General features: G+C 68.3%; 22 protein-coding genes. 10 read left to right on the top strand and 12 right to left on the bottom strand.

All coding sequences use genetic code 11. From position 1 onward, the window contains the following. The first annotated feature begins 96 nt into the window (after window positions 1–96). Together IM738_RS04090 and IM738_RS04085 are read left to right on the top strand one after the other, a co-directional pair. Window positions 97–504 (top strand): c-type cytochrome, encoded by a 408-nt coding sequence (locus tag IM738_RS04090; protein ID WP_236964624.1) that lies wholly within the window; start codon window positions 97–99, stop codon window positions 502–504. A 17-nt stretch (window positions 505–521) separates the two neighbouring features. Then, window positions 522–1,520, top strand: coding sequence for an FAD:protein FMN transferase (locus IM738_RS04085; RefSeq protein ID WP_236964623.1), 999 nt, complete (start codon window positions 522–524; stop codon window positions 1,518–1,520). 17 nt (window positions 1,521–1,537) lie between these two features. On the opposite strand, the gene IM738_RS04080 is transcribed toward IM738_RS04085, so the two are convergent. The 10 genes from IM738_RS04080 to IM738_RS04035 form a co-directional block, all read right to left on the bottom strand. After that, window positions 1,538–2,116 carry an Rrf2 family transcriptional regulator gene (locus tag IM738_RS04080; RefSeq protein WP_236964622.1) on the bottom strand — a complete coding sequence of 193 codons (579 nt, stop codon included), beginning with the start codon at window positions 2,114–2,116 and terminating at the stop codon, window positions 1,538–1,540. Between the two features lie 107 nt (window positions 2,117–2,223). After that, window positions 2,224–2,670, bottom strand: coding sequence for an OsmC family protein (locus tag IM738_RS04075; RefSeq protein ID WP_236964621.1), 447 nt, complete (start codon window positions 2,668–2,670; stop codon window positions 2,224–2,226). Window positions 2,671–2,786: 116 nt separating this feature from the next. Further along, on the bottom strand, window positions 2,787–5,618 hold the full coding sequence (fdhF, locus tag IM738_RS04070) for a formate dehydrogenase subunit alpha (protein WP_236964620.1): 2,832 nt from the start codon (window positions 5,616–5,618) through the stop codon (window positions 2,787–2,789). Beyond that, the gene (locus tag IM738_RS04065) at window positions 5,615–7,360 is read right to left on the bottom strand and encodes an NADH-ubiquinone oxidoreductase-F iron-sulfur binding region domain-containing protein (RefSeq protein WP_442908485.1); all 1,746 of its coding nucleotides are present in this window, start codon (window positions 7,358–7,360) and stop codon (window positions 5,615–5,617) included. Before IM738_RS04065 ends, fdhF begins: the two co-directional genes overlap by 4 nt. Window positions 7,361–7,452: 92 nt before the next feature. Continuing rightward, entirely contained in the window at window positions 7,453–8,403 is a 951-nt protein-coding gene (locus IM738_RS04060; protein ID WP_236964619.1) for a LysR substrate-binding domain-containing protein, read from the bottom strand. Between the two features lie 25 nt (window positions 8,404–8,428). Further along, window positions 8,429–8,731: a hypothetical protein gene (locus tag IM738_RS04055; RefSeq protein ID WP_236964618.1), complete on the bottom strand. Its 303-nt coding sequence runs from the start codon at window positions 8,729–8,731 to the stop codon at window positions 8,429–8,431. A gap of 141 nt (window positions 8,732–8,872) precedes the next feature. Continuing rightward, complete coding sequence (locus IM738_RS04050; RefSeq protein ID WP_236964617.1) at window positions 8,873–9,127, bottom strand: MoaD/ThiS family protein; 255 nt, start codon at window positions 9,125–9,127, stop codon at window positions 8,873–8,875. Window positions 9,128–9,134: 7 nt separating this feature from the next. Beyond that, the gene (locus IM738_RS04045; protein ID WP_236964616.1) at window positions 9,135–10,490 is read right to left on the bottom strand and encodes an NAD(P)/FAD-dependent oxidoreductase; all 1,356 of its coding nucleotides are present in this window, start codon (window positions 10,488–10,490) and stop codon (window positions 9,135–9,137) included. A gap of 65 nt (window positions 10,491–10,555) precedes the next feature. After that, the gene (locus IM738_RS04040) at window positions 10,556–12,403 is read right to left on the bottom strand and encodes an aldehyde ferredoxin oxidoreductase family protein (protein WP_236964615.1); all 1,848 of its coding nucleotides are present in this window, start codon (window positions 12,401–12,403) and stop codon (window positions 10,556–10,558) included. Window positions 12,404–12,431: 28 nt separating this feature from the next. Continuing rightward, window positions 12,432–12,908, bottom strand: a complete 477-nt coding sequence (locus IM738_RS04035; protein ID WP_077328101.1) for a 4Fe-4S dicluster domain-containing protein — start codon at window positions 12,906–12,908, stop codon at window positions 12,432–12,434. A 439-nt stretch (window positions 12,909–13,347) separates the two neighbouring features. Here IM738_RS04035 and IM738_RS04030 point away from each other — a divergent pair, with 439 nt between their 5' ends. The 8 genes from IM738_RS04030 (at window position 13,348) to IM738_RS03995 (ending at window position 22,451) form a co-directional block, all read left to right on the top strand. Further along, a complete protein-coding gene (locus tag IM738_RS04030) occupies window positions 13,348–13,818 on the top strand; it encodes a (2Fe-2S)-binding protein (protein ID WP_236964614.1) in 471 nt (156 codons plus the stop codon). 12 nt (window positions 13,819–13,830) lie between these two features. Then, a complete protein-coding gene (locus tag IM738_RS04025) occupies window positions 13,831–16,203 on the top strand; it encodes a xanthine dehydrogenase family protein molybdopterin-binding subunit (RefSeq protein WP_236964613.1) in 2,373 nt (790 codons plus the stop codon). A gap of 116 nt (window positions 16,204–16,319) precedes the next feature. Then, window positions 16,320–17,111, top strand: coding sequence for an FAD binding domain-containing protein (locus IM738_RS04020; protein WP_236964612.1), 792 nt, complete (start codon window positions 16,320–16,322; stop codon window positions 17,109–17,111). Between the two features lie 81 nt (window positions 17,112–17,192). After that, window positions 17,193–18,173, top strand: a complete 981-nt coding sequence (locus tag IM738_RS04015; RefSeq protein WP_236964611.1) for an AAA family ATPase — start codon at window positions 17,193–17,195, stop codon at window positions 18,171–18,173. Window positions 18,174–18,200: 27 nt separating this feature from the next. Then, window positions 18,201–19,385 carry a vWA domain-containing protein gene (locus IM738_RS04010; RefSeq protein WP_236964610.1) on the top strand — a complete coding sequence of 395 codons (1,185 nt, stop codon included), beginning with the start codon at window positions 18,201–18,203 and terminating at the stop codon, window positions 19,383–19,385. 33 nt (window positions 19,386–19,418) lie between these two features. Continuing rightward, on the top strand, window positions 19,419–20,024 hold the full coding sequence (locus IM738_RS04005; protein WP_236964609.1) for a CoxG family protein: 606 nt from the start codon (window positions 19,419–19,421) through the stop codon (window positions 20,022–20,024). 39 nt (window positions 20,025–20,063) lie between these two features. Next, complete coding sequence (locus IM738_RS04000) at window positions 20,064–21,104, top strand: XdhC family protein (RefSeq protein ID WP_236964608.1); 1,041 nt, start codon at window positions 20,064–20,066, stop codon at window positions 21,102–21,104. A 237-nt stretch (window positions 21,105–21,341) separates the two neighbouring features. Beyond that, window positions 21,342–22,451: a helix-turn-helix domain-containing protein gene (locus IM738_RS03995; protein ID WP_236964607.1), complete on the top strand. Its 1,110-nt coding sequence runs from the start codon at window positions 21,342–21,344 to the stop codon at window positions 22,449–22,451. A 42-nt stretch (window positions 22,452–22,493) separates the two neighbouring features. On the opposite strand, the gene IM738_RS03990 is transcribed toward IM738_RS03995, so the two are convergent. Both IM738_RS03990 and pedF read right to left on the bottom strand, forming a co-directional pair. Then, window positions 22,494–23,396, bottom strand: coding sequence for a substrate-binding periplasmic protein (locus IM738_RS03990; protein ID WP_236964606.1), 903 nt, complete (start codon window positions 23,394–23,396; stop codon window positions 22,494–22,496). Between the two features lie 57 nt (window positions 23,397–23,453). Continuing rightward, entirely contained in the window at window positions 23,454–23,951 is a 498-nt protein-coding gene (gene pedF, locus IM738_RS03985; RefSeq protein ID WP_236964605.1) for a cytochrome c-550 PedF, read from the bottom strand. Window positions 23,952–24,302 lie beyond the last annotated feature (351 nt).

Raw genomic sequence — 24,302 nt, 5'->3', positions numbered from 1 at the left:
CCCTTTGATATCGATCAAGTGCCGGTTTAATTATTCATGTAGTATGAATATTAAAATCCAGACCTTCTCTTTCAACACCTCATTCAAGGACTCCCCATGAACGCCAAGAAGCTTCTCCTGATCCTGGGCTGCAGCGCCGCCCTGATGGCCTGTGGCGACAAGCCCGCCGACTCCACCGCAGCGCCGGCGGCGCCGGCCCCGGTGGCCGCCGCGCCCGCGGCCGCGCCGGCGCCCGCCCCCGTGGCCGAGAACACCGTGGGCAAGAAGGTCTATGGCTCGGTGTGCTCGATGTGCCACGCCGCCAACGTGGCTGGCGCACCCAAGCCCGGTGACAAGGCCGACTGGGGCCCGCGCATCGCGCAAGGCAACGACACGCTCTACAAACACGCCATCGAAGGCTTCACCGGCGCCAAGGGCATGATGCCCCCCCGCGGCGGCGGCAGCACCCTCACCGACGACGAGCTGAAGGCCGCCGTGGACTACATGGTCGCCCAGTCGCTCTGACCTCACCCGGCCTCACCATGACACCACTGTTCCAACGCCGTCAGTGCCTGGCCGGGCTGGGCGGTCTGCTCGTCGCCGGTCTGGGCATGCGCCCGGCGCTGGCCAGCCCCGACGTCCACCGCGCCTCCCGCGTCCTGATGGGCACGCGGGTGGACATCGTGGCGCAGGGCGACGGCCCGGACGCCACGGCGGCCGCCGTGCAGGCGGCCTTTGCCGAGATGCAGCGCCTGGAACGCATGATGAGCCGCCACCGCGCCGACAGCCTGGTGAGCGCGATGCACCGCAGCGCGGGCCAGGGTCTGGTGCAGGCGCCACCCGAGCTGGTTTCGGTGCTGCAGCGCGCCGCCGAGCTGTCGCGGCTCAGCGAGGGCGCTTTCGACATCACCGTGGGCGCGTACCACGGCTGGTCCTTCGACCCGCAGGACGCCCGCATGCCCGCGCCGGAAGACCTGCGCCGCGAACGCCGGCTGGTGGACTTCCGCGACGTGTTGGTCCACCCCGCGACGGGCCAGGCCGGCCTGGGTCGGCCGGGCATGCGCATCGACCTGGGGGGCGTGGCCAAACTGCCCATCCTGCAGGCGGGCCTGCATGTGCTCGAACAGCGTGGCGTGCGCCATGCCATGGTCAATGGCGGTGGCGACGTGCTCACGCGCGGCCAGCTCCTGGGCCAGGACTGGCGCGTGGGCATCCGCGACCCGCGCGCGCCCGAGCGGCTGATCCACACGGTGCAGGTGAGCGACGCCTGCGTGGCCTCGTCCGGCGACTACGAGCGCTGCTTTGTGCGCGACGGCCGCCGTTACCACCACGTGCTGGACCCGCGCACGGGCATGCCCAGCCGTGGCGTGCGGGGCGTGGTCACGGTGTCGCGCCAGCCCGATCCGGTCAACGGCCTGGGCGCCGCGATCATGGTGGCGGGAGCCACCGCAGGCGGGCACCTGCTGTCACCCCTTCGCGAGGTGGACAGCCTGATCGTTGACGCCGACGCCCGCGTCAGCACCACGGGGCGGTGGCACTGAGGCAACGCCCTCCGGTGTCAGTCGGTCTGGGTTTTGCCCGGCTTGCGCGCGGCCGATGGCCGCCTGGCGGGAGCGACCCTTGCCGCTGAGGCCGGCGCCTTTCCCGGCATCTTCAGCGAGGCCAGCTGGATGGGAATCAGGTGCGGCATCTGTCCCGCTTGCCCCGCCTGTGCCGCCTTGGCCGTCGCCATGGGCGCCAGCAGGTCGGCCAGCGTGACGCCATCGAGCACATCGAAGAATCCCTGCGTCGCCTTGTACAGGACATCCTTGAGCCGGCAATAGCCATCCAGGCGGCAGGTGTTGGTCTTGCGATCGAAACACTCCACCAGGGTCATGTCGGTCTCGGTCTGACGCACGACCTCGCCCAGGGTCAGTTCCCCGGCAGGCTTGAGCAAACGCAGACCGCCGCCTCGACCCCGCGTGGTGGCCAGCCAGCCAAACGACGCCAGGATCATCACGATCTTGGTGAGGTGGCTGCGGGAAATGCCGTGTGCCTCAGCGATCTCGTTGACCGTGGGCGGATGCTCGCGCCCTTCACAGGCAGCGCAATACATCAGCACACGCAGGCTGTAGTCGGTCCAGTGGGTGAGTCGCATGCGTTGTTCCAGAGGCAGGTGGTGGATGGCTGGTGATTTTCACTGTAGCGCCAACGGGACGGCACCACCGTGTCCCCGATCAAGGTCCGGCGACATTCCCGCGCGCATCAGCCCTTGAGGCGGGTTCCTGTCCCGTCCTGCACCTGCACGTTGATCGCAATGCCCTGGCGCACGCTCATCGACACGGTGCAGAACTCTTCAAACTGGGCCAGCACACGGTCCAGGTGCTCCAGCTCGGCGGCGGGGCGCCCCAGCTCCAGCTGCACCGTGATGTCGGTGATGCGCAGGCGGTTGGCCGCGTTCCGGCCGGTGGTGGCGGTGGCCGTGGCTTTCAGCGGACCGGGGTCCTGCTTGTATTTCTGCAGCGCAAACACCAGGCTGGCGCTCAGGCAGTTGGCCACGGCGGCCAGCAGCAGGTGGTCGGGCGCAGGGCCGGCCGCGCCCCCCAGCGGCGGCGGCTCGTCCACCGCCAGCTGCGCAATGGCGGGGCCGAAATCGACCAGAAACTGGTAGCCGGACTGGCGGGTCAGGGTGACGGTGGCTTGGTCGCTCATGAGGGAACTCCGTGATGGGTGGTTTCACATTCTGTCTACCCCTAGGGGTATGAAACATCATACGCCGGGAATCCCCCGGCGCCCTGCCCGGGGTCGCCACCGTGGGCGCTCCACGCTCATGGGCTGGAGGCGTCCGCGGGCCGGATCGACACCGCGCAGTACTTGAACTCGGGAATCTTGGCCTGCGGGTCGAGCGCCGCGTTGGTCAGCAGGTTGGCCGCCGCCTCCGAGTAGGCGAAAGGAATGAACACGCAGCCGGCGGCGGTGCCGTCGTCCTGCCGCGCGCGCAGCGTCACCTCGCCCCGGCGCGAGCGCACGGTGATGCGGTCGCCCGGCTTCACGCCCAGCCGCGCCAGATCGGCGCCACTCACGCTGGCCGTGGCCTCCGGCTCCAGCGCGTCGAGCACCGTCGCGCGGCGCGTCATGCTGCCGGTGTGCCAGTGTTCGAGCTGGCGCCCGGTGATCAGCACCATCGGGTACTCCGCATCGGGCGATTCGTCGGCGGGCACCAGCTGCGCCGGCACCAGGCGCAGCCGGCCGTCGGCCGTCGGGAAGCGGTCGGTAAACACGATGGGCTGGCCCGGGTCGTCGTCGCTCAGACACGGATAGGTCACGCTGCCCTCGCGCTCCAGCCGCTCCCAGCGGATGCCGCCGATCGAGCTGTGCATGGCCTGCCGCATCTCTTCATAGACGGCCGCGACGCCGTGGTGCTCGCCCTCGTAGTTCCAGCGCAGCCCCAGGCCCGCGGCCATCTGCTGGACGATCCAGAGGTCGGCGCGCGCGTCGCCCGGCGGGTCGATGGCCTGGCGGCCCAGCTGCACCATGCGGTCGGTGTTGCTCACGGAGCCGGTCTTCTCGGGCCAGGCGCTGGCGGGCAGGATCACGTCGGCCAGCCAGGCGGTCTCGGTCATGAAGATGTCCTGCACCACCAGGTGTTCCAGCGAGGCCAGCGCGTGCCGCGTGTGGTTCAGGTTCGGGTCGCTCATGGCCGGGTTCTCACCCATGACGTAGAGGCCACGCAGCTTGTGCGGGTCGGTCTCGTCGGCCAGCGCCTGGTCCATCAGCTCGACCACGGTGTAGCCCGGTTGCCGGTCCAGCGGCGTGTCCCAGAAGGCCTCGAACCAGGCGTGTGCCGAGGCGTTGTCGACCCGCTGGTAGTTGGGGAACATCATGGGAATCAGGCCGGCGTCGCTCGCGCCTTGCACGTTGTTCTGGCCCCGCAGCGGGTGCAGCCCGCTGCCGGGCTTGCCGATCTGGCCGGTGATGGCGCACAGCGCGATCAGGCAGCGCGCGTTGTCGGTGCCGTGCACGTGCTGGCTCACGCCCATGCCCCAGAGGATCATCGCGGCCTTGGCGGTGGCGAACGCGCGCGCCACCTCGCGGATGGTCTGCGCCGGGATGCCGCAGACCGGGGCCATGACCTCGGGGCTGAAGCGCGCGACGTTCTGCGCCAGTTCCTCGTAGTGGGTGGTGCGCTGCGCGACGAAGTCCTGGTTCACCAGGCCCTCGTCGATCACGGTGTGGATCATCGCGTTGAGCAGGGCCACGTCGGTGTCGGGCCGGAACGGCAGCGTGCGCCAGGCGTGTTGCCCGATGTCGGTGATGCGCGGGTCGGCCAGCACGATGCGGGTGCCGCTCTGAGCGGCGTTCTTCATCCAGGTCGCGGCCACCGGGTGGTTGACCGTCGGGTTGGAGCCGATCACCAGGATCAGCTCGGCGTGCGCCACGTCGTTGACCGGGTTGCTCACCGCGCCCGAGCCCACGCCTTCGAGCAGGGCCGCGACGCTGGAGGCGTGGCACAGGCGCGTGCAGTGGTCGACGTTGTTGGAACCGAAGCCGGTGCGCACCAGCTTCTGGAACAGGTAGGCCTCTTCGTTCGTGCCCTTGGCCGAGCCGAAGCCGGCCAGGCTCTTCGGACCGCGGGTGTCGCGCAGTGCCTTGAGCTTTCCGGTGGTCAGCGCCAGCGCCTCGTCCCAGCTCGCTTCGCGGAAGGTGTCGCGCCAGTCGGCGTCGCGCGGCGGAATGGCGTCGCCATGTTTGGCCACGCCTTCGCGGCGGATCAGTGGCACCGTCAGGCGCCCCGCGTGGTGCACGTAGTCGAAACCGAAGCGCCCCTTGACGCACAGGCGCCCGTGGTTGGCCGGCCCGTCGCGGCCTTCGACCGCCACGATCTTGTCGTCGCGCACCTTGTAGGTCAGCTGGCAGCCGACGCCGCAGAACGGGCACACCGAGTCCACCGTGCGGTCGACGGCCTGTGAGCCCACCAGGCCCTTGGGCATGAGCGCGCCCGTCGGGCAGGCCTGCACACACTCGCCGCAGGCCACGCAACTGCTCGCGCCCATGGGATCGGCCATGTCAAACACCACCTGCGCGTGTGAGCCCCGGAAGGCCATGCCGATCACGCCGTTGACCTGCTCTTCGCGGCAGGCGCGCTGGCAGCGGTTGCACTGGATGCAGGCGTCGAGGTTGACCGCCATCGCGGGGTGCGAGAGGTCGGGCGCGGTGGGCGCGCGGCGCAAGGCCTGGAGCGCGGGGCGCACGCTCACGCCCTCGCGCTGCGCCCACTCGCTCAGCTCGCCGTGCGGCAACGCGGGGTCGTCGTCCAGCCACTGGTGGCCCTGCTCGGGCATGTCGGAGAGCAGCAGCTCCAGCACCATGTCGCGGCTCTTCTTCGCGCGCAGGCTCTGCGCCAGCACTTTCATGCCGGGCGTCACGCTGCGGCAGCAGCTGGGCGCGAGCGCGCGCTCACCCGCCACCTCGACCACGCAGGCGCGGCAGTTGCCGTCCGGACGCAGCGGGTCGCTGTGGCACAGGCGCGGAATCACCACGCCGTGGCGCTCGGCGGCGTTCAGGATGGACTCGCCGTCGAAGGCTTCGACGGGCTGGCCGTCGAGTTCGAACGCGACGGTGGCGGGGGTGAGCTGCTGGGCGGTCAAGGGCTTGTTCATTGCGCACCCCCGACTTCATGCGCAAAGTGCTTGAGCACCGAGCGGATCGGATTCGGCGCGGCCTGGCCCAGGCCGCAGATCGAGGCGTCGGCCATGACCTCGCACAGGTCACCCAGCGTGTCGGCGTCCCAGTGTCTGGCCTCCATCAGCTTCGCCGCCTTGGCCGTGCCCACGCGGCAGGGCGTGCACTGGCCACAGCTTTCGTGTTCAAAAAAGCGCATGGTGTTGAGCGCCGCATCGCGTGCGAGGTCGTGGTGGCCGAGAACGACCACAGCGGCCGAGCCGATGAAGCTGCCGTGCGGTTGCAGGGTGTCGAAATCGAGCGGGATGTCGGCCATGCTCGCGGGCAGGATGCCGCCGCTCGCGCCGCCGGGCAGGTAGGCGTACAGCTCGTGGCCTTCGGCCATGCCGCCGCAGTGCTCCTCGACCAGCTCACGCAGCGTGATGCCGGCCGGCGCCAGCTTGACGCCCGGCTCGCGCACACGGCCACTCACGCTGAAGCTGCGCAGGCCCTGGCGGCCGTGTCGCCCTTGCGAAGCAAACCAGCCGGGGCCGCGCTCCAGGATGTCGCGCACCCAGTAGAGCGTTTCAAAATTGTGTTCCAGCGTGGGCCGGCCAAACAGGCCCACCTCGGCGATGTAGGGCGGGCGCATGCGCGGCTCGCCGCGTTTGCCTTCGATGCTCTCGATCATGGCCGACTCTTCGCCGCAGATGTAGGCGCCCGCGCCGCGGCGCAGTTCGATGCGCGGCAGCGGGAACGGCGGGTCGGCCTGCAGCGCGGCCAGTTCGGCCTGCAGCAGGCGGCGGCAGTCGTGGTACTCGTCGCGCAGGTAGAGGTAGACCGCGTCGATGCCGACCACCGAGGCGGCGATCAGCAGGCCTTCCAGAAAACGGTGTGCGTCGCGCTCCAGGTGGTGGCGGTCCTTGAAGGTGCCGGGTTCGCCCTCGTCGATGTTCACGGCCATCAGGCGCGGCCCCGCGAAGCCGCGAACGATGCGCCACTTGCGCCCCGCCGGAAACCCCGCACCACCCAGCCCTCGCAGGCCCGAGCCTTCCATGGCCCTGATGAGGTCTTCGGGGTCTCGCTCGCCGCGCGCGACCGCCGCCGCCAGCTGGTAACCGCCCGCCGCGCGGTAGGCCGCGTAGCCCACGAAATCGGGGTGTGGAGGGGCAGGCGTTGCGTCCGGGTTCGCTGCGCAAGCCGCCACCGATTCGGGCGTGGCCTTCGGCACGGCACGTTGCCCGACCTGCACCGCCGGCGCCTGCTCGCAGCGACCCACGCAAGGCGCGGGCATCACGCGCACCGACGGACCCAGCAAGGCGGGCAGCTTCGCCAGCAGGTCGCTGGCGCCGACCAGACCACAGCTCAGTCCCTCACACACGCGCACGGTGAGCGCCGCTGGCGTGTCGCCATCGCGCAGAACGTCGAAGTGGTGGTAGAAGCTCGCCACCTCGAACACCTCGACCACCGGCAACCGCATCTCGGCCGCGAGCGCGACGATCAAGGCTTCGGGCAGGCCGTGGTGGGCGTCGTTGATGGCGTGCAGGTGTTCGATCAGCAGGTCGCGGCGGTGGCCATCGGCGGGCGGCGGGCCGATCAACGCGCGCACCGCCTCGATGGCGGCGGGGGTGGCCTGGCGGCCCTTGAGGTGGGCGCGGGCTTTCATGCCTTGGCGGGCGCCGTCGGATTTCGAGGATGCCGCAACGGCGATGGGAATGGTGCGCGAAGAGAGGATGCTCATCATCGCACTGTGTCGCGTGGCGGCCCCCGCGTCAAATTGCTTTGGCACATGGGTTCATTCAGGTTTTGAATGAACCCGGTCGGGCCGGCAGTTCAGCTCAACGTGCCGCTCAGGGTGGCCAGCTCGGCACGCCAGGTCGCGTCCTGGGCCCAGGCCAGCGCCGCAGCCAGCACCCGCGTGGGCGCGACGTCGCGGCGTGTCAGAAAGCCCACGGGCGTCTGCACGTCGGGTCGGGTGAGTGGCCGGAAGACCAGCCCTGGCTGATCGCGCAGGCTGGCCACCAGCGCGCCGGGCATGACGCTGGACAGCGGGCCGGAGCGCACGGCGAGCGCCAGCGCGAACACCGAGTTCGTTTCCATCACCGGCCGCGCCACAGCCCCGGCGCGCGCGAACGCCGCGTCCACCACGCTTCGGTTGTGCATGTCGGGCGTGAGCAGGCACAGAGGCTGCTGCGCGGCCTCGCTCCAGGGCACGGGCTCGCCCATGCGGCTGGCGGCGGGCGCTTTGGCGCGCCCCGCGCGCAACGCGCGGGTCACGAGGTAGTGGTGCTCCTGGTACTGGGCCAACACCTGAAAGCCGCTGGTGCGCGGGTTCACGCGCTCCAGAAAACCCAGGCCCAGATCCAGCGACATCGCCTTCAGACCGGCCTCGATCTCGCCCGACGGCAGCGACAGCAGCACCGGTGAGACACCCGGGTGGCGCGCCTGCAGCAGCGCACAAAAGCGTGTGGCGACCGGCACCGCCGAGGGCACCACACCCAGCCGCAAGCGCCCCACCGGCTGGTCGGCCTGGCTCGCCAGCGACTGCTGCAGCATCTGATGTTCGTGCAGCATGCGCCTCGCGCTCGCGAGCACCTGCTCGCCCTCGGGCGTGAGGCCGGAATAGGTGCGGCCACGCCGCACGATGGGCGTGCCCATCTCGCGCTCCAGCGAGCGCAACGCGTTCGACAGCGCCGGCTGCGTGATGTGGCAAGCCCGGGCCGCGCGTTCGAAATGGCGGTGGTCGTGCAGCGCGACCAGGTAGCGCAGGGAGGTGAGGTTCATGGGGTGGTCAGGGGGGTATTCCGATTCAACCGCCGCCGCGTTGCATGTAGAGATCGAAGCGCTTCATGAAGGCATACCGCTGCGCCGCGTCCAGCCCCTCGAACACGAAACCCACACGCAGCACCGGCATGCGCATGAGCGCGATCACGCGCGGCGGCATCACCTGCCAGCGCAACTGCAGCGAGCCGGGCGGAATCTGAACCAACGCCGAGCTGCCCTCCACGCGCCACGGACGACCGTCGCCCACCGCAGCGGGCAGCCAGCCCAGCCACTCGGTCTCGGTACAGCCCATGTCGCGCTCGAAGCGATCCGCATAGCTCGACTGCATGTCAGAGAAACCGCGAAGCGGACCAAAACCCGAACCGGAGAAAGTGACCCAACCCAGAGGCACCGCCGGGCTGGCTCCGCCAGACGGCCAGTGCCGCCCCCTTGAGGGGGTCGCGCGCAGCGCGGCGGGGGTGTTCCACTGTCACCCGCCCGCGATGGGCGGCCAGATGGCCAGCGCATCGCCCTCGCTCAGCGTGGTGCTCATGCGCTTGTCCGGCTCGATGTACTTGCCGTTCACCAGCACCAGGTGCACCAGCTTCGGCGGCAGGCCGAAGGGCTCGATGATCTGGCTGATCGGCGCGTCCGGGCTCACGTCCAGCTCCAGAACGTTGCTGCGCCGCGCCTCGGGCGGCAGATAGTCGGTGAGCGTGGCGAAGAGTTTGAAAGTGATCTTCATGCGCAGATCATGCACGCCGGCGGTCGTCGGCCGCGCCGCTCCAGTGGCCTTGCCCCTGCGCCGCCGACAGGTAAGCGTCCATCAGCTTCGTCGGGTCGTCCATGAGCCGGTCTTTCCACTCGCCCAGCTTCACCTGCCCCTCGACCAGGCCGCGCATCACGCCCACGTGCTCGGTCCAGCCCACGCTGTTGCAGCCCACCAGCCGGTCGTCCTTGAACTGCAGGCTCAGGTGGCGGCCGGCCTTCTCATCGGTCAGCTCCACGTGCTGCCCGCCGGGCAGGCCTTCCCAGTTGCCGAAGCTGGTGGAGATCAGGCCCAGCGTGTCGAGCACGTTGATCTGGGTCACGCCCATCAGCTCGGCCTTCTGGCCCACCATGTTGAGCGCGGCCACGCGTGCCTGCTCGGCGGCGTTGGGCTGGATCGCGCTGACGATGGTTCTGCCCGAGACCTTGTCGAAGGCTTCGGCACAGTCGCCGGCCGCGTAGATGCCGGGCACGTTGGTCTGCAGGTGTTCGTCGGTCAGCACGCCCACCAGGCAGCGCACGCCGCTGTTTTCCAGGAAGCCGATGTTGGGCTTGACACCGGTGGCGCTGATGACCAGATCGGCCTCCAGCCGCTCGCCCGTGGACAGGCGCACCCGCATCTGGCCGTCGGGCACGGCCGGGGAGCCGATGCCCACCGCCTGCGCGATCTTGCCCAGCAAGCCGGGCTCGGCACCATCGCCGCGCTCGATGGCCTCGACCCTGGCGCCGGTGTAGACCTTGACGCCCTTCTTCTCGCACCAGTCCTTGATCATGCCGCCGGCCGTGGGACCCATCATGCGCGGCACCATGCGGTCGCCCATCTCGACGACGGAGAGTTCCACACCGCGCTGCTGCAGCGATTCCATGATGATGCAGCCGATGAAGCCGGCGCCCATCTGCAGCACCTTGGCGCCGGGCTTGGCCAGGTTGGCGATGGCGCGCGCGTCGGCCAGCGTCCAGCAGCTGTGCACGCCGGGGCCGTTGATGCCGGGAATCGGCGGGGTCGCGGGCGAAGATCCGGTGGCAATCAGCAGCGTGTCGAAGTGCAGCGTGTTGCCGTCGCTCAGCTCGATGCTGCGCTTGGCCGAGTCCAGCAGCTTGGCACGCACGCCACGCAAGACCTTGACGTTCAGCGTCTCGAAATGCCCCGCCGTGTGGCGCAGGTGGGTGCCCTCTTCACCCACCTTGCCGATCAGCAGGTAGGGGATCGCCATGCGCGAATACGGCGCTTCGTTTTCGTCGCCGATGACGGTGATGCGGTCGTTGGGCGCGTGCTTGCGAATGGTCTCTGCTGCGATGACACCGGCCGGGCCGGCGCCGAGGATGACGTGGTGGGTCATGAACGTGTTCTCCAAAAAGAAGAAGCGGCCGCAGGGGACCGCTTCTCCGCTCTATCCAATCGGAATCAAAGGCTCAGGCGCGTCTTGGTCTCGGCGGTCGGGCGGCCTTCCGGATCCCAGCCACGCACCGCGTAGTACTTGGGCAGCATCTCGGGCAGCTTGCTGACCATGCCCTTGGAAGCACCGGTCTTGGCCGCTTCGGTGAGCAGGCGCTTGGGCAGGCTGTCGTCCTTGGCGGTGAAGCCGGCGGCGTTGTTGAACTCGCGCTCCATGTTCCAGATGCGCTCACCGATCTTCTCCAGCTCTTCGGTGGTGAATTCTTCGTTGCACGCGGCCTGCAGCTGCGGTGCCAGATCGGCCACACCCCAGGCGAAGGTGGTGAACACGCACAGGCCCGACGAGTCGAACGCGGCGGTCGCGTCCTGGAACGCCTTCACCAGTTCCGGCTTGCCTTCGCTCTCGACCGGGTCGGTCTTGACCGGGATGCCCAGCACTTCGGAAGCGATGGTGTAACCGCGCAGGTGGCAGGCGCCGCGGTTGGAGGTGGCGTAGGCCAGGCCGATGCCCTGGATGGCGCGGCCGTCGTAGGCCGGGAATTCCTGGCCTTTCACGCTCATGGACAGGTCGGGGTGACCGTACTTTTCAGTCAGGCGCTTGGAGCCCTGGCCAATCTCTTTGCCGAAGCCTTCGCCCTTGGCGGTGATCTCGGCGAAGTGGGCCAGCGCCTGCGCCGAGCCGAACTTGGCGTCGATGCCGAGTTGCTCGGCGGTGAGCACGCCCATCTCGTACAGCTCCATCACGGCGCCCACGGTGGCACCGAAGCTGATCGGGTCGAAGCCCTCTTCGTTGCACAGCAGGTTGGCATATTGCAGCGCTTCCAGGTCGTTCACGCCGTTGGCCGCGCCCAGCGCCCAGGCCGCTTCGTATTCCAGGCCGCCGTTGGCGCCCCAGTACTGCGGCTTGTTGGCCACCGTGAAGTGGCCCTCGTCGATCTTGCTGATGCGACCGCAGGCGATGGTGCAGCCGAAGCAGGCCTGGTTGGTCACCAGGTGCTTCTTGCCGTCGGTGGCGCGCGGCGTGACCATGGCTTCGGCCGAGATGTCTTTCGCGCCTTCGAACTGCACGTCGCGGTGGTTGCGCGTGGGCAGCGCGCCCATCTCGTTGATCACGTTCATCAGCACCTGGGTGCCGTAGGCCGGCAGGCCCTGGCCCGTGACCGCGTTGTCGGCCAGGATCTTCTTCTTCTCTTTGGTGACCTGCATGAAGGCCTTGGGGTCGCGGATGTTGCCCACGCCCTTGGTGCCACGCACGGCAATCGCCTTAAGGTTCTTGCTGCCCATCACGGCGCCCACGCCCGAGCGGCCGGCGGCGCGGTGCAGGTCATTGACCACGGCCGCGTACAACACGCCGTTTTCTCCCGACTTGCCGATGCTCGACACGCGCACCAGCGGGTCTTGCAGGCCGGTCTTGAGCATTTCTTCGGTCTTCCACACGCTCTGGCCCCAGAGGTGCGAAGCGTCGCGCAGCTCGGCCACGTCGTCGTTGATGTAGAGGTAGACCGGCGTGGCCGACTTGCCTTCAAAAATGACCATGTCCCAGCCGGCCATCTTGAGTTCGGCACCCCAGTAGCCACCCGAGTTGGAGCAGGCGATGGCGCCGGTCAGCGGGCCTTTGGTGATCACGGTGTAGCGGCCGCCGGTGGAGGCCATGGTGCCGGTCAGCGGGCCGGTGGCCCAGATGATCTTGTTCTCCGGCGACAGCGGGTCGACTTTCGGATCGATCTCGCTGATCAGGTACTTGCTGCCGAGGCCGCGCGAACCGAGGTAGGCGCGCGCCCACTCCATGTTCAGCGGTTCGGATTTGACGGTGCCCGCGGTCAGATTGACGCGGAGGATTTTTCCAGCCCAAGACATGTTGAAGCTCCTTGAATGGGTTGGGGGATCAGGCGGCGGACGGCTGGTTGCCCAGCTTGTCGGCCCACTGCTTCATCTTGTCGATGCCGGTCCAGTTGGCATCCACAAAGGTGATCGCTGCGGTCGGGCAGGCGTCGGCGCAGGCCGGCTCGCCACCGCAGAGGTCGCACTTCTGGACCTTGCCGGTTTCCTGCACGTAGTTGATGGTGCCGAAGGGGCAGGCGATCGTGCACACCTTGCAGCCCACGCACGTCGTCTCGTTCACCACCTTGGCGCCGGTGACCTTGTCGACCGTGATCGCTTCGACCGGGCAGGCGTGCAGGCACCAGGCCTCGTCGCACTGCGTGCAGGTGTAGGGCACCTTCTTGCCGGTGTGGTGGAAGTCGAAGACCTTGATGCGCGACTTCGACGTGGCGTAAGTGCCGTAGTTCTCGAACGAGCAGGCCATTTCGCACTGCAGACAGCCGGTGCACTTGTCCGGGTTGATGTGGAGGATTTTTTGCATTCGTGGGTCTCCGGTTGTGGGTCACACACGGTCTCTGGAGGTATGCCCATGTGTTCATACGATTGTTGACCTGAAGGTAGGCCCATAGCTCAGGGATAACCCTCAAACCACCGTTGGGAGGCCACAAAATCTCAGTTTGAGACAGGCTCTTGGCAGACGGTACTCGCCTTTGAATTGCGTGGTATTTCCTTCAATCAAACGGCGTCCGGAAGGCCGGAGAAATACCTCTGGTATGGCAACTGCTTCATATGCATATGAATGCAATAGAAGATTGAATAAATGCTTTGAAATCAACATTTATTCGCCACCTCAATGCCATCAAGAGCTGTCGCAAATTGAGAATGTTTCAGCGCGCCATTTCGATCTGAGGGTTAACACGCAATTCGCTCTTTTTGAGCCATGTTTCACTGTTTGGGGACCCCACCAACAGGAGACACAGATGCAGGTTCAGCTCAAGGTCAATGGCAAGCCCACCTCGGTGGACGTCGCCCCCCACACATTGCTGGTTCAGGTGCTGCGCGAGCACCTCAAGCTCACCGGCACCCACGTCGGATGCGACACCGCCCAGTGCGGCGCCTGCACCGTCATCCGGGACGGCCGGGCCATCAAGTCGTGCAACGTGCTGGCCGTGCAGGTCAGCGGCTCGGAGATCACCACCATCGAAGGCCTGGCCCAGCCCGACGGCACCATGCACCCGATGCAGGCGGCCTTCAAGGAGTGCCACGGCCTGCAGTGCGGCTACTGCACCCCGGGCATGGTGATGAGCGCGGTGGACCTCTGCACGCACCACCCCAAGGCCAGCTCAAGCGAAATCCGCGAGCTGCTCGAAGGCAACCTGTGCCGCTGCACCGGTTACCAGAACATCGTCAAGGCCGTGGTCAAGGGCCAGGCCGACATGGCTTCGTCCTGAGGAGAAACAGACATGGGTGCATCCGATTTCGCCAAGCTGCCGCACATCGGCGAGGCCGTCCGCCGCAAGGAGGACTACCGCTTCCTCACGGGCGCGGGCAACTACACCGACGACATCACGCAGGCCAACCAGACCTGCGCGGTGTTCGTGCGCAGCCCGCACGCGCACGCCAACATCAAAAGCATCGACCTGACCCGCGCCAAGGCCATGCCCGGCGTGGTCGAGATCTTCACGGGCAAGGACATCGACGGCAAGATGGGCGGCCTGCCCTGCGGCTGGCTGATCACCAGCACCGACGGCACGCCCATGAAGGAGCCGCCCCACCCGATCCTGGCCATCGGCAAGGCGCGGTACGTGGGTGACCAGGTGGCGATGGTGATCGCCGAGACGCTGGAGCAGGCCAAGAACGCCGCCGAGGCGGTGGACGTGGACTACGACGTGCTCGACGCCGTCGTGGACATGCGCACCGCCGCCCAGGGCCCGGCCCTGCACGAGGCCGCGCCCGACAACCACTGCTACAAGTGGGCCATCGGCGACAAGGGCGCGGTGGACGCGGCCTTTGCCGGCGCCGCGCACGTCACCAAACTGGACCTGATCAACAACCGCCTCGTGCCCAACGCCATGGAGCCGCGCGCGGCCATCGGCATGTACAACCGGGCGACCGAGGAATACACGCTCTACGTGTCGAACCAGAACCCGCACGTCGAGCGCCTGCTGATGACGGCGTTCGTGCTCGGGCTGCCCGAGCACAAGGTGCGCGTGATCGCGCCCGACGTGGGCGGCGGCTTCGGTTCCAAGATCTTTCTCTACGCCGAAGACGTGGCACTCACCTGGGCGGCCAAGCAGATCAACCGCAACATCAAGTGGACCTGCGAACGCAGCGAGTCTTTCCTGACCGACGCGCACGGCCGCGACCACATCAGCCACGCCGAGATGGCGATGGACGCCAACGGCAAGTTCCTGGCGATGCGCGTGCACACCGACGCCAACATGGGCGCGTACCTGTCCACCTTCGCCTCGGCCGTGCCGACCATCCTGTACGCCACGCTGCTGGCGGGCCAGTACAAGACGCCACAGGTGTACGTGGAGGTGGACGCCTGGTTCACCAACACCGCGCCGGTGGACGCCTACCGCGGCGCCGGCCGCCCCGAAGCGACCTACCTGCTGGAGCGCCTGGTGAGCCGCTGCGGCTGGGAACTGGGCATCGGGCAGGACGAGATCCGCAAGCGCAACTTCATCGACAGCTGGCCCTACCAGACGCCCGTGGCCCTGCAGTACGACGTGGGCGACTACCTGGGCTGCATGAACAAGGCGCAGGATCTGGCCGACGTGGCCGGCTTCGAGCAGCGCAAGGCGGCCAGCGCCGCCAAGGGCCTGCTGCGCGGCATCGGCTACAGCAGCTACATCGAAGCCTGCGGCATCGCGCCCTCGAACATCGCGGGCGCGCTCGGGGCGCGCGCCGGCCTGTTCGAGTGCGGCGAGGTGCGCGTGCACCCCACCGGCAGCGTGACCATCTTCACCGGCTCGCACAGCCACGGCCAGGGCCACGAGACCACCTTCGCGCAGGTCGTCGCGGCGCGCTTGGGGCTGTCGGTGGACGCGGTCGACGTGGTGCACGGCGACACCGGCCGCGTGCCCTTCGGCATGGGCACCTACGGCTCGCGCTCCATTTCGGTCGGCGGCGCGGCCATCATGAAAGCGCTCGACAAGATCGAGACCAAGGCCAAGAAGATCGCGGCGCACCTGATGGAAGCCAGCGACGCCGACGTGGAGTTCGCCAACGGCGAGTTCACGGTGAAAGGCACCGACAAGAAGGTCACCTTCGGTCAGGTCGCGCTCACCGCCTACGTGCCGCACAACTACCCGCTGGACAAGCTGGAACCGGGCCTGAACGAAACCGCGTTCTACGACCCGACCAACTTCACCTTCCCCGCGGGCACCTACATCTGCGAGGTGGAGGTGGACCCGGCCACCGGCTTCACGCGCGTGGACAAGTTCAGCGCGGTGGACGACTTCGGGACCATCATCAACCCCATGATCGTCGAAGGCCAGGTGCACGGCGGCATCGTGCAGGGCATTGGCCAGGCGCTGCTGGAGAACTGCGTCTACGACAAGGAAACCGGCCAGCTGCTCACCGGCTCGTTCATGGACTACGCCATGCCGCGCGCCGACGATTTCCCCGAGTTCAAGATCGGCACCATCTGCACGCCCTGCACCCACAACCCGCTGGGCACCAAGGGCTGCGGTGAAGCCGGCGCCATCGGCTCGCCGCCGGCGGTGATCAATGCCGTGCTCGACGCCTTGAAGCCGCTGGGCGTCACGGAGTTCGACATGCCTGCCTCGCCCGGTCGCGTGTGGGAAGCGGTTCAATCTGCAAAAAAATGATCCACCCCTGCGCCGCCTCCGGCGTCACCCCCTCCAGGGGGCGGCACCAGCCGTCCGGCAAAGCCGGTCCGGCGGTGCCCCTGGGCGGCCACTTTTCCTCAAAGGAGTGACTCAACATGTACGCGTTCACATTCGACAAACCCTCGACCCTGGCCGACGCCAGCAAGGCCGCCGCCGGCGGCGCCAAGCCCCTGGCCGGCGGCCAGACCCTGCTCGCTTCGATGAAGCTGCGCCTGTCCGAACCCGGCTCGCTGGTGGACCTGGGCGGCATCAAGGAACTCGCGGGCATCCAGCGCGAGGGCAACGCCCTGGTGATCGGCGCGATGACGCGCCACATCGACGTCGCCAACAGCGCGGAGGTCAAGGCCACGATTCCCGGCCTGGCCGATCTGGCCGCCCACATTGGCGACAAACAGGTGCGCGCCATGGGCACGCTGGGCGGCTCGGTCGCCAACAACGACCCCGCCGCCTGCTACCCCAGCGCGGTGCTCGGCCTGGGCGCCACGGTGCACACCACGCAGCGCCAGATCGCCGCCGACGACTTCTTCCAGGGCATGTTCACCACCGCCTTGAACGAGGGTGAGCTGATCACGGCGATCAGCTTCCCGATCCCGAAGAAGTCGGTCTACATGAAGTTCAACCAGCCGGCTTCGCGCTTCGCCATGACCGGCGTGTACCTGGCCGTGACCGACGGCGGCGTGCGCGTGGCTGTGACCGGCGCGGGCAGCGGCGGCGTGTTCCGCCACACGGGGCTGGAGGACGCGCTCAACAAGAGCTTCACGCCGCAGGCCGCTGCGGCCGTGAAGGTGGATTCGAGCGACCTGAACGCCGACCTGCACGCCACCGCGAACTACCGCGCCAACCTCATCAGTGTGCTCACACAAAGGGCGGTCACCCAGTTGAGCTGAAGCCCCGGCGGCCCGTCGCAACAGGCCCCGCGCTGCCAGACCCGGGGCCTTTTTCCCGTGACTCCACCAGCCCTTCTTTTCATGACCGCTTTCAGCTCCATCGACGCGCTCATCCAGGCGCTGCAGACCGCCGGCTACCACGCCGACCGGCGCCTGGCCACGGCGGTGTTTCTCGCGCTCAAGCTGCAGCGCCCGCTGCTGCTGGAAGGCGAGCCCGGCGTGGGCAAGACCGAGCTGGCCAAGGCGCTGGCCAAGGTGTTGCAGCGCGAGCTGCTGCGCCTGCAGTGTTACGACGGGCTGGAGCAGCGCGAGGCGCTGTACGAATGGAACTACGCGGCTCAGCTGCTCCACATGCGCGCGGTAGAACTGAGGGCCCCCACGTTCGGCACTGACGTGTCCTCTCTGCCCCCCGAGGGGGCGCCCGCCACCTTGGGGCGGCCCGGCGGTGGCGGTCAGGCACGAGAGATCGACATCGAACGCGAGGTCTACCAGGAGCGCTACCTGATCCGCCGCCCGCTGCTGCAGGCGCTGCAGGCGCCAGCGCCGGGCGCGCTGCTGCTGATCGACGAGGTGGACCGCGCCGATGAGCCGTTCGAGGCCTTTCTGCTGGAGTACCTGGGCGAGTACCAGGTCAGCATCCCCGAGCTGGGCACGGTGCGCGCGCTGATTGCGCCAGTCACCATCCTCACCAGCAACCGCACCCGCGAGCTGAACGACGCGGTCAAGCGCCGCTGCCTCTACCACTGGCTCGACTACCCCGAGCGCGAGCGCGAGCTGGACATCGTGCGCGCCCAGGTGCCGCAGGCCTCGGCCGAACTCTCTGCCCAGGTCGCCGAGGTGGTGGGCCGGCTGCGCAGCCAGCCCTTTGCCAACGCCTTCCAGCGCGCGCCCGGCATCGCCGAGAGCGTGGAGTGGGCCAAGGCCCTGGTCGCGCTGGACACGCTGGCCATCGACCCCGAGGTGCTGTCGGACACGGCGGGCATCCTGTTCAAACAGCGCGAAGACGTGGCCGCGCTCACGCGCGACATGGCGGTGGAGTTGCTCAAGCCCGTCGAAGCCTGAACGCCGCGAATCCATCGAGACCACGCGATGCAACTGGGTGACGCCCGCAGCGGCAAACTGGCCGACAACATCACCGGCTTCGGTCGCGCCCTGCGCCGCGCCGGTGTGCGGGTGGACAGCTCGCGCATCGCGCTGGCCGCCGACGCGGCGCTGGCCGTGGGGCTGGACCGCAAGCAGGACGTGAGCGCGGCGATGGAGGCGGTGATGGTCAGCCGCGAGCAGGACCGAATGGTGTTCCGCGAGCTGTTCGACGTGTATTTCCGCAACCCCGAGATCGCGCAGAAGCTGCTCTCGCAACTGCTGCCCAGCGCCGAGGGCAAGGCCGAGCCCAGCCAGCGGCGTCCGCGCGTGCGCGAGGCGCTGTCGCCACAAAAGACCTTCGGCCACCAGGCCAAGCCCAAACAGGAAGACCAGAAGGTCGAGTTCGACGCGGCCATGACCGCGAGCGACCTGCAGCGCCTGAAACACGCCGACTTCAACGCGCTCTCGGGCACCGAGTACCGGCTGGTTGAAAGGCTCGCGCGCGACATCCGGCTGCCACTGCCCAGCTTCGCCTCGCGCCGCACGCGGCCGGGCGCACACGGCGCGCAACTGCACTGGCCGGGCCTGATGCAGCGTGCCGTGCGCAACGGCGGCGAGATGATGGACCTGCCGCGCCTGGAGCGGCGCGAGCAGCCGCTGCCGCTGCTGGTGCTGGTGGATGTGTCGGGCTCCATGGAACGCTACACGCGGCTGCTGCTGGCCTTTCTGCACGCGGCCACGCGCCAGCACCGTCGCCGCGACGTGTTCGCCTTCGGCACCCGGCTCACCGACCTCACGCCCGCCTTCCGCCTCGCCGACACCGACGAGATGCTGGCGCACGCCAGCGCCGCCATCGAGGACTTCGCGGGTGGCACCCAGCTGGGCGAAGCGCTGCACACCCTGCGCCACGAACACGCGCGCCGCCTGGTCGGCCGCCGCACCCTGGTGCTGATCGTCACCGACGGGCTGGACACCGGCGAACCGAAGGAACTCGGCGAAGCGCTGGGCTGGCTGCGCCGGCGGTGTCGCCGCCTGCTCTGGCTCAACCCGCTGCTGCGCTTTGACGGCTACGCACCGCTGGCACGCGGCGCCGCCGAACTGCACAGCCACGCCCACGGCATGCTGGCGGTGCACAACCTCAGCAAGCTCGACGACCTGGCCGCCAGCCTGGCGGCTTTGCTCAAACGCTGACCCGATCCAACCAAAACAAAGAAGGAACACACCATGGACATGCAAGGCAACCGATCCCTCGCCATCACCCAGCAACAGGCCTGGGACGCGCTCAACGACCCCGAGGTGCTCAAGGCCTGCATACCGGGATGCGACAAGGTGGAGGCCACCGGCGAGAACCAGTACGCCGTGGGCATGGCACTCAAGATCGGGCCGGTGTCGGCCAAGTTCGCCGGCAAGATCCTGCTCAGCGACATCGTGGCGCCCGCGTCGTACAAGATCAATTTCGAGGGCCAGGGCGGCGTCGCGGGCTTCGGCAAGGGCGCGGCCGAAGTGAAGCTCAGCCCCAACGGCAGCGGCTGCGAACTGGACTACACGGTGCACGCCACCGTGGGCGGCAAGATCGCGCAGCTGGGCCAGCGCCTGATCGACGGCACGGCCAAGGCCATGTCGGAAGATTTCTTCAAACGCTTCGACGAAGCCATGCAGAAGGCCCACCCCGAGGCCTATGCGGCGCGGGACGCGGCGGCCGCCGCCGCAGCGGCTGGCGATGTGGCCACGCCGGTGGCAGCTCCTGCCGCCAGCGGCGGCGGCGTGCCCGCCTGGGTGTGGGTGGCCGGCGCGGTGACCATCGGCGTGATCTGGTGGCTGAGCCGCTGAGTCGCGGCGGCGGCACACTCCACCGTCTGGAGACAACCCATGGAAAACCTCGACATCACGGTGCTGCGCAAACTGCTGCAATGGCGGCGCGACGGGCAACGTGCGCTGCTGGCCACGGTGGTCCGCACCTGGGGCTCGTCGCCGCGCCCGGTCGGCTCGATCATGGCGCTGTGTGAAACCGGCTCGGTGGTGGGCTCGGTCTCGGGCGGCTGCATCGAAGACGACCTGATCTACCGCTACAGCCGGGCCAACGCCACCGCGGGCGCGCAGCCCGCCGCTGGCATCACGCACGACATTCCGCAAGGCCCGCCCGAGCGCGTGACCTACGGCGTCACCGCCGACGAGGCGCATCGCTTCGGCCTGCCCTGCGGCGGCACGCTGGAGTTGCTGCTCGAATTCAACCCCGATGCTGACACGCTCGCGGCGCTGGTGCAGGCCCTGAGCGAAGGCCGGTTGATGCAGCGTTGCACCGAGCTCGCCACCGGCGCCGTCACCCTGCGGCCCTGCGACAAACCCGCGGGCCTCATCGACGACGGTGTGACGCTGAGCAACACCTTCGGTCCCGAGTACCGCATGCTGCTGATCGGTGCCGGCCAGCTCACCGAGTACCTATCGACCATGGCCCTGTTCTGCGGCTTCGCGGTCACGGTCTGCGACCCGCGCGAGGAGTACCGCGGCAGCTGGGCCGTGGCCGGTGTGGCGCTGGCCCACGGCATGCCCGACGACGTGGTGCGTGAATTCCAGGTGGACCGCCGCACCTGCGTGATCGCGCTCACCCACGACCCCAAGCTCGACGACCTCGCGCTGCTCGAAGCGCTGCAGACCGAGGCGTTCTACGTTGGCGCCATCGGCTCGCGGCGCAACAACGAGGCGCGCCGCGCCCGGATGATCGAGCACTTCGATCAGACCGAGGCCAGCCTGGCCCCGCTGCGCGGCCCGATCGGCATCTACATCGGCAGCAAGATGCCGTCCGAGATCGCGGTCAGCATCATGGCCGAGGTGCTGGCGGTGAAGAACGCGGTGCCGCTGCCGCGCGACACCCAGGTGGGGCCGGCCAAGGACCTGCTGAGGGCGAGGTAACCCCCCGCAGCGCTTCGCGCTACCCCCCAAGGGGCGGCACTGGCCGTCCGGCGGAGCAGGCCCGGCGGTGCCCTGGGCGCATCGTGCAGCGCCGCCTCATACGTCGGGGTAAGCCCTGCACCGTGGCACGTGATTTGCGCGGATGCTCTGCAGACGCGCGAACCGTGGTGACTTGATCCGCCACTGTCGCAATTTGCAACACTTGTGTCCCAGATCCCACCGACCGCAGAGGCAGACGTGATCCCAGCCGCCACCCACACCCCACCGACCGACCAGCGCCTGGCCCTCATCGAACGGGCGCGCCACGCGGTGCTGGACGCCCGCGAAGCCCGGCCCTCGCCCTGGGTCTCGCCCAGCATCGAACGCTCGTGGCGGCGCTGCCTGGCACTGGGACACGAACCTCGGCAACGCGTGAGCTTCGAACCGGTGTCGGTGGGCAGCATGCGCCACGCGCTGGAGGTCAGCCAGCCCCTGATCCAGGCCGCAGCGCCGGTCATCCGCTCGCTCTCGCGCGCCATGGTGAACAGCCGGTATTTCGCCATCCTCACCGACGCGCGCGGCACGGTGATCGACGTCGATGGCCCGGTGGACCGCAACGACCCCCGCGCTTCGGCCATCGCGCGCGTGGGCGTGGACCTGTCGGAGTTGGCCGTGGGCACCACCGCCATCGGCACCACGCTGGCCGACCACGCGCCAGTGTGGCTGCACCGGGGCGAGCACTTCTTCAAGGACACCGGGGCATTCAGCTGCGCCGGTGCGCCCATCTGGGGGCCCGATGGTCAATGCGTCGGCATGCTGGACCTCACCGGTGTCGATGTGGCCGAGCAGCCGGCGCTCAAGCACCTAGTGACCCAGTCCGCGCGCAGCATCGAGAACGCCCTCACCACCGCCCGCCCTCACCGGCTGCTGCTGCGGCTGAACTGGCCCGGCCGCGTGCTGGGCGACGACAACGACGGACTGGTGTGCGTGGACGACGACGGTTGCATCGGCGGCGCCAACCGCGCTGCGGCGGACATGCTGGGCCTTTCTCCCCAGCGACAGTCCCTTCACATCAGCGAGGTCTTTGCCGTGCCGTCCGACAGCCTCTTCGACGCCGCGCGCAGCCACCGGCCTGCGGCCGAGGTGCCGTTGTGGTCGGGCCTGCGCCTGCTGGTGCTGGCACAGAACCCCGGCCCGGTCAGCCTGACCGGCGCCGCCCGCCCGGTGAGCCACAGCGTGCCCCTGAGAGATGTGGAGACCGCCCTCATCCGCCGCGCCGTGGACGAAGCCCGCGGCAACGTGATGGAAGCTGCAAGAGCCCTCGGCATCAGCCGCGCCACGGTGTACCGCAAACTGAATAGGCGGTGACCCCCCGCGCCGCCTGCGGCGTCACCCCCCAGGGGGCAACAGCTACGGCGCGGTGAGCGTCAACCCGTGCTGCTTGAAGATCGCCAACATCTCGCCGCTGTCGCGCAGGGATTTCATGGCGGCTTCGAGGGCCTGCGCCAGTTCCTTGTTCGCCGACTTGACCGCCATGCCCACCGGCCAGCCGGTGTCGGCGATGCCGTTGTTGAAGTTCAGCTTGCTGAGGCGGAAATGGGCCGCCGCGCCCGGGTTGCGGAACAGCACCGACTCGGCCTGAGCCCTCGTCACGAAAGCGGCGACGGCCTTGCCGTCCACCGCCGCCTGGGCGGCTTCGACACCCGTGTTGTAGATCGTGACCTGGTTGCGCAGCAGGCCGCCACCATGGCCCATGAGCACGCTGGCGGCGCCCGCGCCGCGCTCGGCCGCAAGCGGCACGCCCTTGAGGTCTTCGGGCACCGCCGCATCGGCCAGCTTGCGCGTGTCGTGCATCAGCATCACCGACTGGCGCATGTAGGGCGCAAAAATCATCACCTGCGGGTTGCCCTGCGCAAGGAACTTGTCGGCCGGCACCTGCAGCATCACGTCGGCCGGGCCGTAGCCCAGGTAGTGACCGCGCCAGACCATGTTGCGCAAGTCGTCGCCCATGTTCTCGCCCGCGTCGTAGGGCAGCAGCGAGAGCTTGAGCTTCAGCTGCCGCGCCAGGGCCTCGGCCAGCGACACGTCCAGCCCCTTCATGTCGGTCACGGGCCCGTCCGACAGGGGCGCGTTGTCTTTGTAGACCGCGACCTTGAGCACACCGCTGGCCTTGATGCGGGCCAGGTCGGTCAGCTCGGTCTGGGCCTGCGCCGGCCAGTGCCCGGCGAGCACCGGCAGCAACAGGGCCAGCGCTGCGCGGCGGCGCAGGGCATGGATGGGGTGTGAACGTGGCGGCCTGGGGGTCTGGTTCATGGGGCTTGTCTCGTTGTTGTGGTGTTCACTGCGCGGCGCCGTGGGGAAACGGCCCGATCAGGGCTCGCGGCGCGTCTCGATGTAGGTGCGGATCGACCAGATGGCTTCCTGCGAGAGCGTGCCCTCGAAGGGTGGCATGTACACCCGGCCGTCGCGCACCCGCCCGCGCCGCACGGTGGCGATGAAGTAGTCGTCCATTTCCTTGAAACACGCGGCCTTCTTGGTCGCATCGGCCATGCCGGTGCAATCGGCGTCGAGCTTGCGCAGGTCGGGCGAAATGCCGCCGGAAATGGCTTCCAGGCCGTGGCAGCGCGCGCAGTTCTGGTTGTAGGCCGAGGTGCCGATGCGCAGGGCTTCGCCGCGTGCCGGGCTCTGTTCGTTGTAGGGGTTGGCATCGCGCCATTTCTCGCCGAGCTGCGGCAAGGTTTTGGTGTCGACGGCTTGAGGCGTCACGTCGCCGTGCGCCATGACGGCGGCAGCGGCCAGGCTGCAGGCGGCGAGAGCGAGCAGGCGCAGCGCCGAACGCGCCGGTGGCTTGAGAAAATGGGTCTTCATGGGGCTTGTCTCCGGGGTCAAAAAAAGGGGCTCGGGAGCCTGAAAAGCAATAAGCAGGCCACCGGTTTCCGGCACCCGCTCTCACGGCCACCAGGGCGCCACCGCCCGCCTCGACTGTTCCAATTTGCACCACACCGCTGTGCCACATGGACCGACTGTGACAGCCCACGTGGCTTTGTCCGGCCAGATCGGCCCCTCTGCGCATGGCCGGCGATTTGCTTGTGTACCAGATCGAGGCAACTGCCACACACTGTTTCACTCGGGGAATACCCAGTGTTGATTCGTGGCACAGATATGAAGAAAATCACATGACTCACGAACCACACAACGACGTTCCTCCCCAGGGCGAAT

Origin of the sequence: Hydrogenophaga sp. SL48 (assembly GCF_021729865.1) — a bacterium.
In the GTDB taxonomy this organism is placed as follows: domain Bacteria; phylum Pseudomonadota; class Gammaproteobacteria; order Burkholderiales; family Burkholderiaceae_C; genus Hydrogenophaga.
The sequence above is the reverse complement of the archived record's forward strand: the minus strand, read 5'-3'. Positions and strand labels throughout refer to the sequence as shown.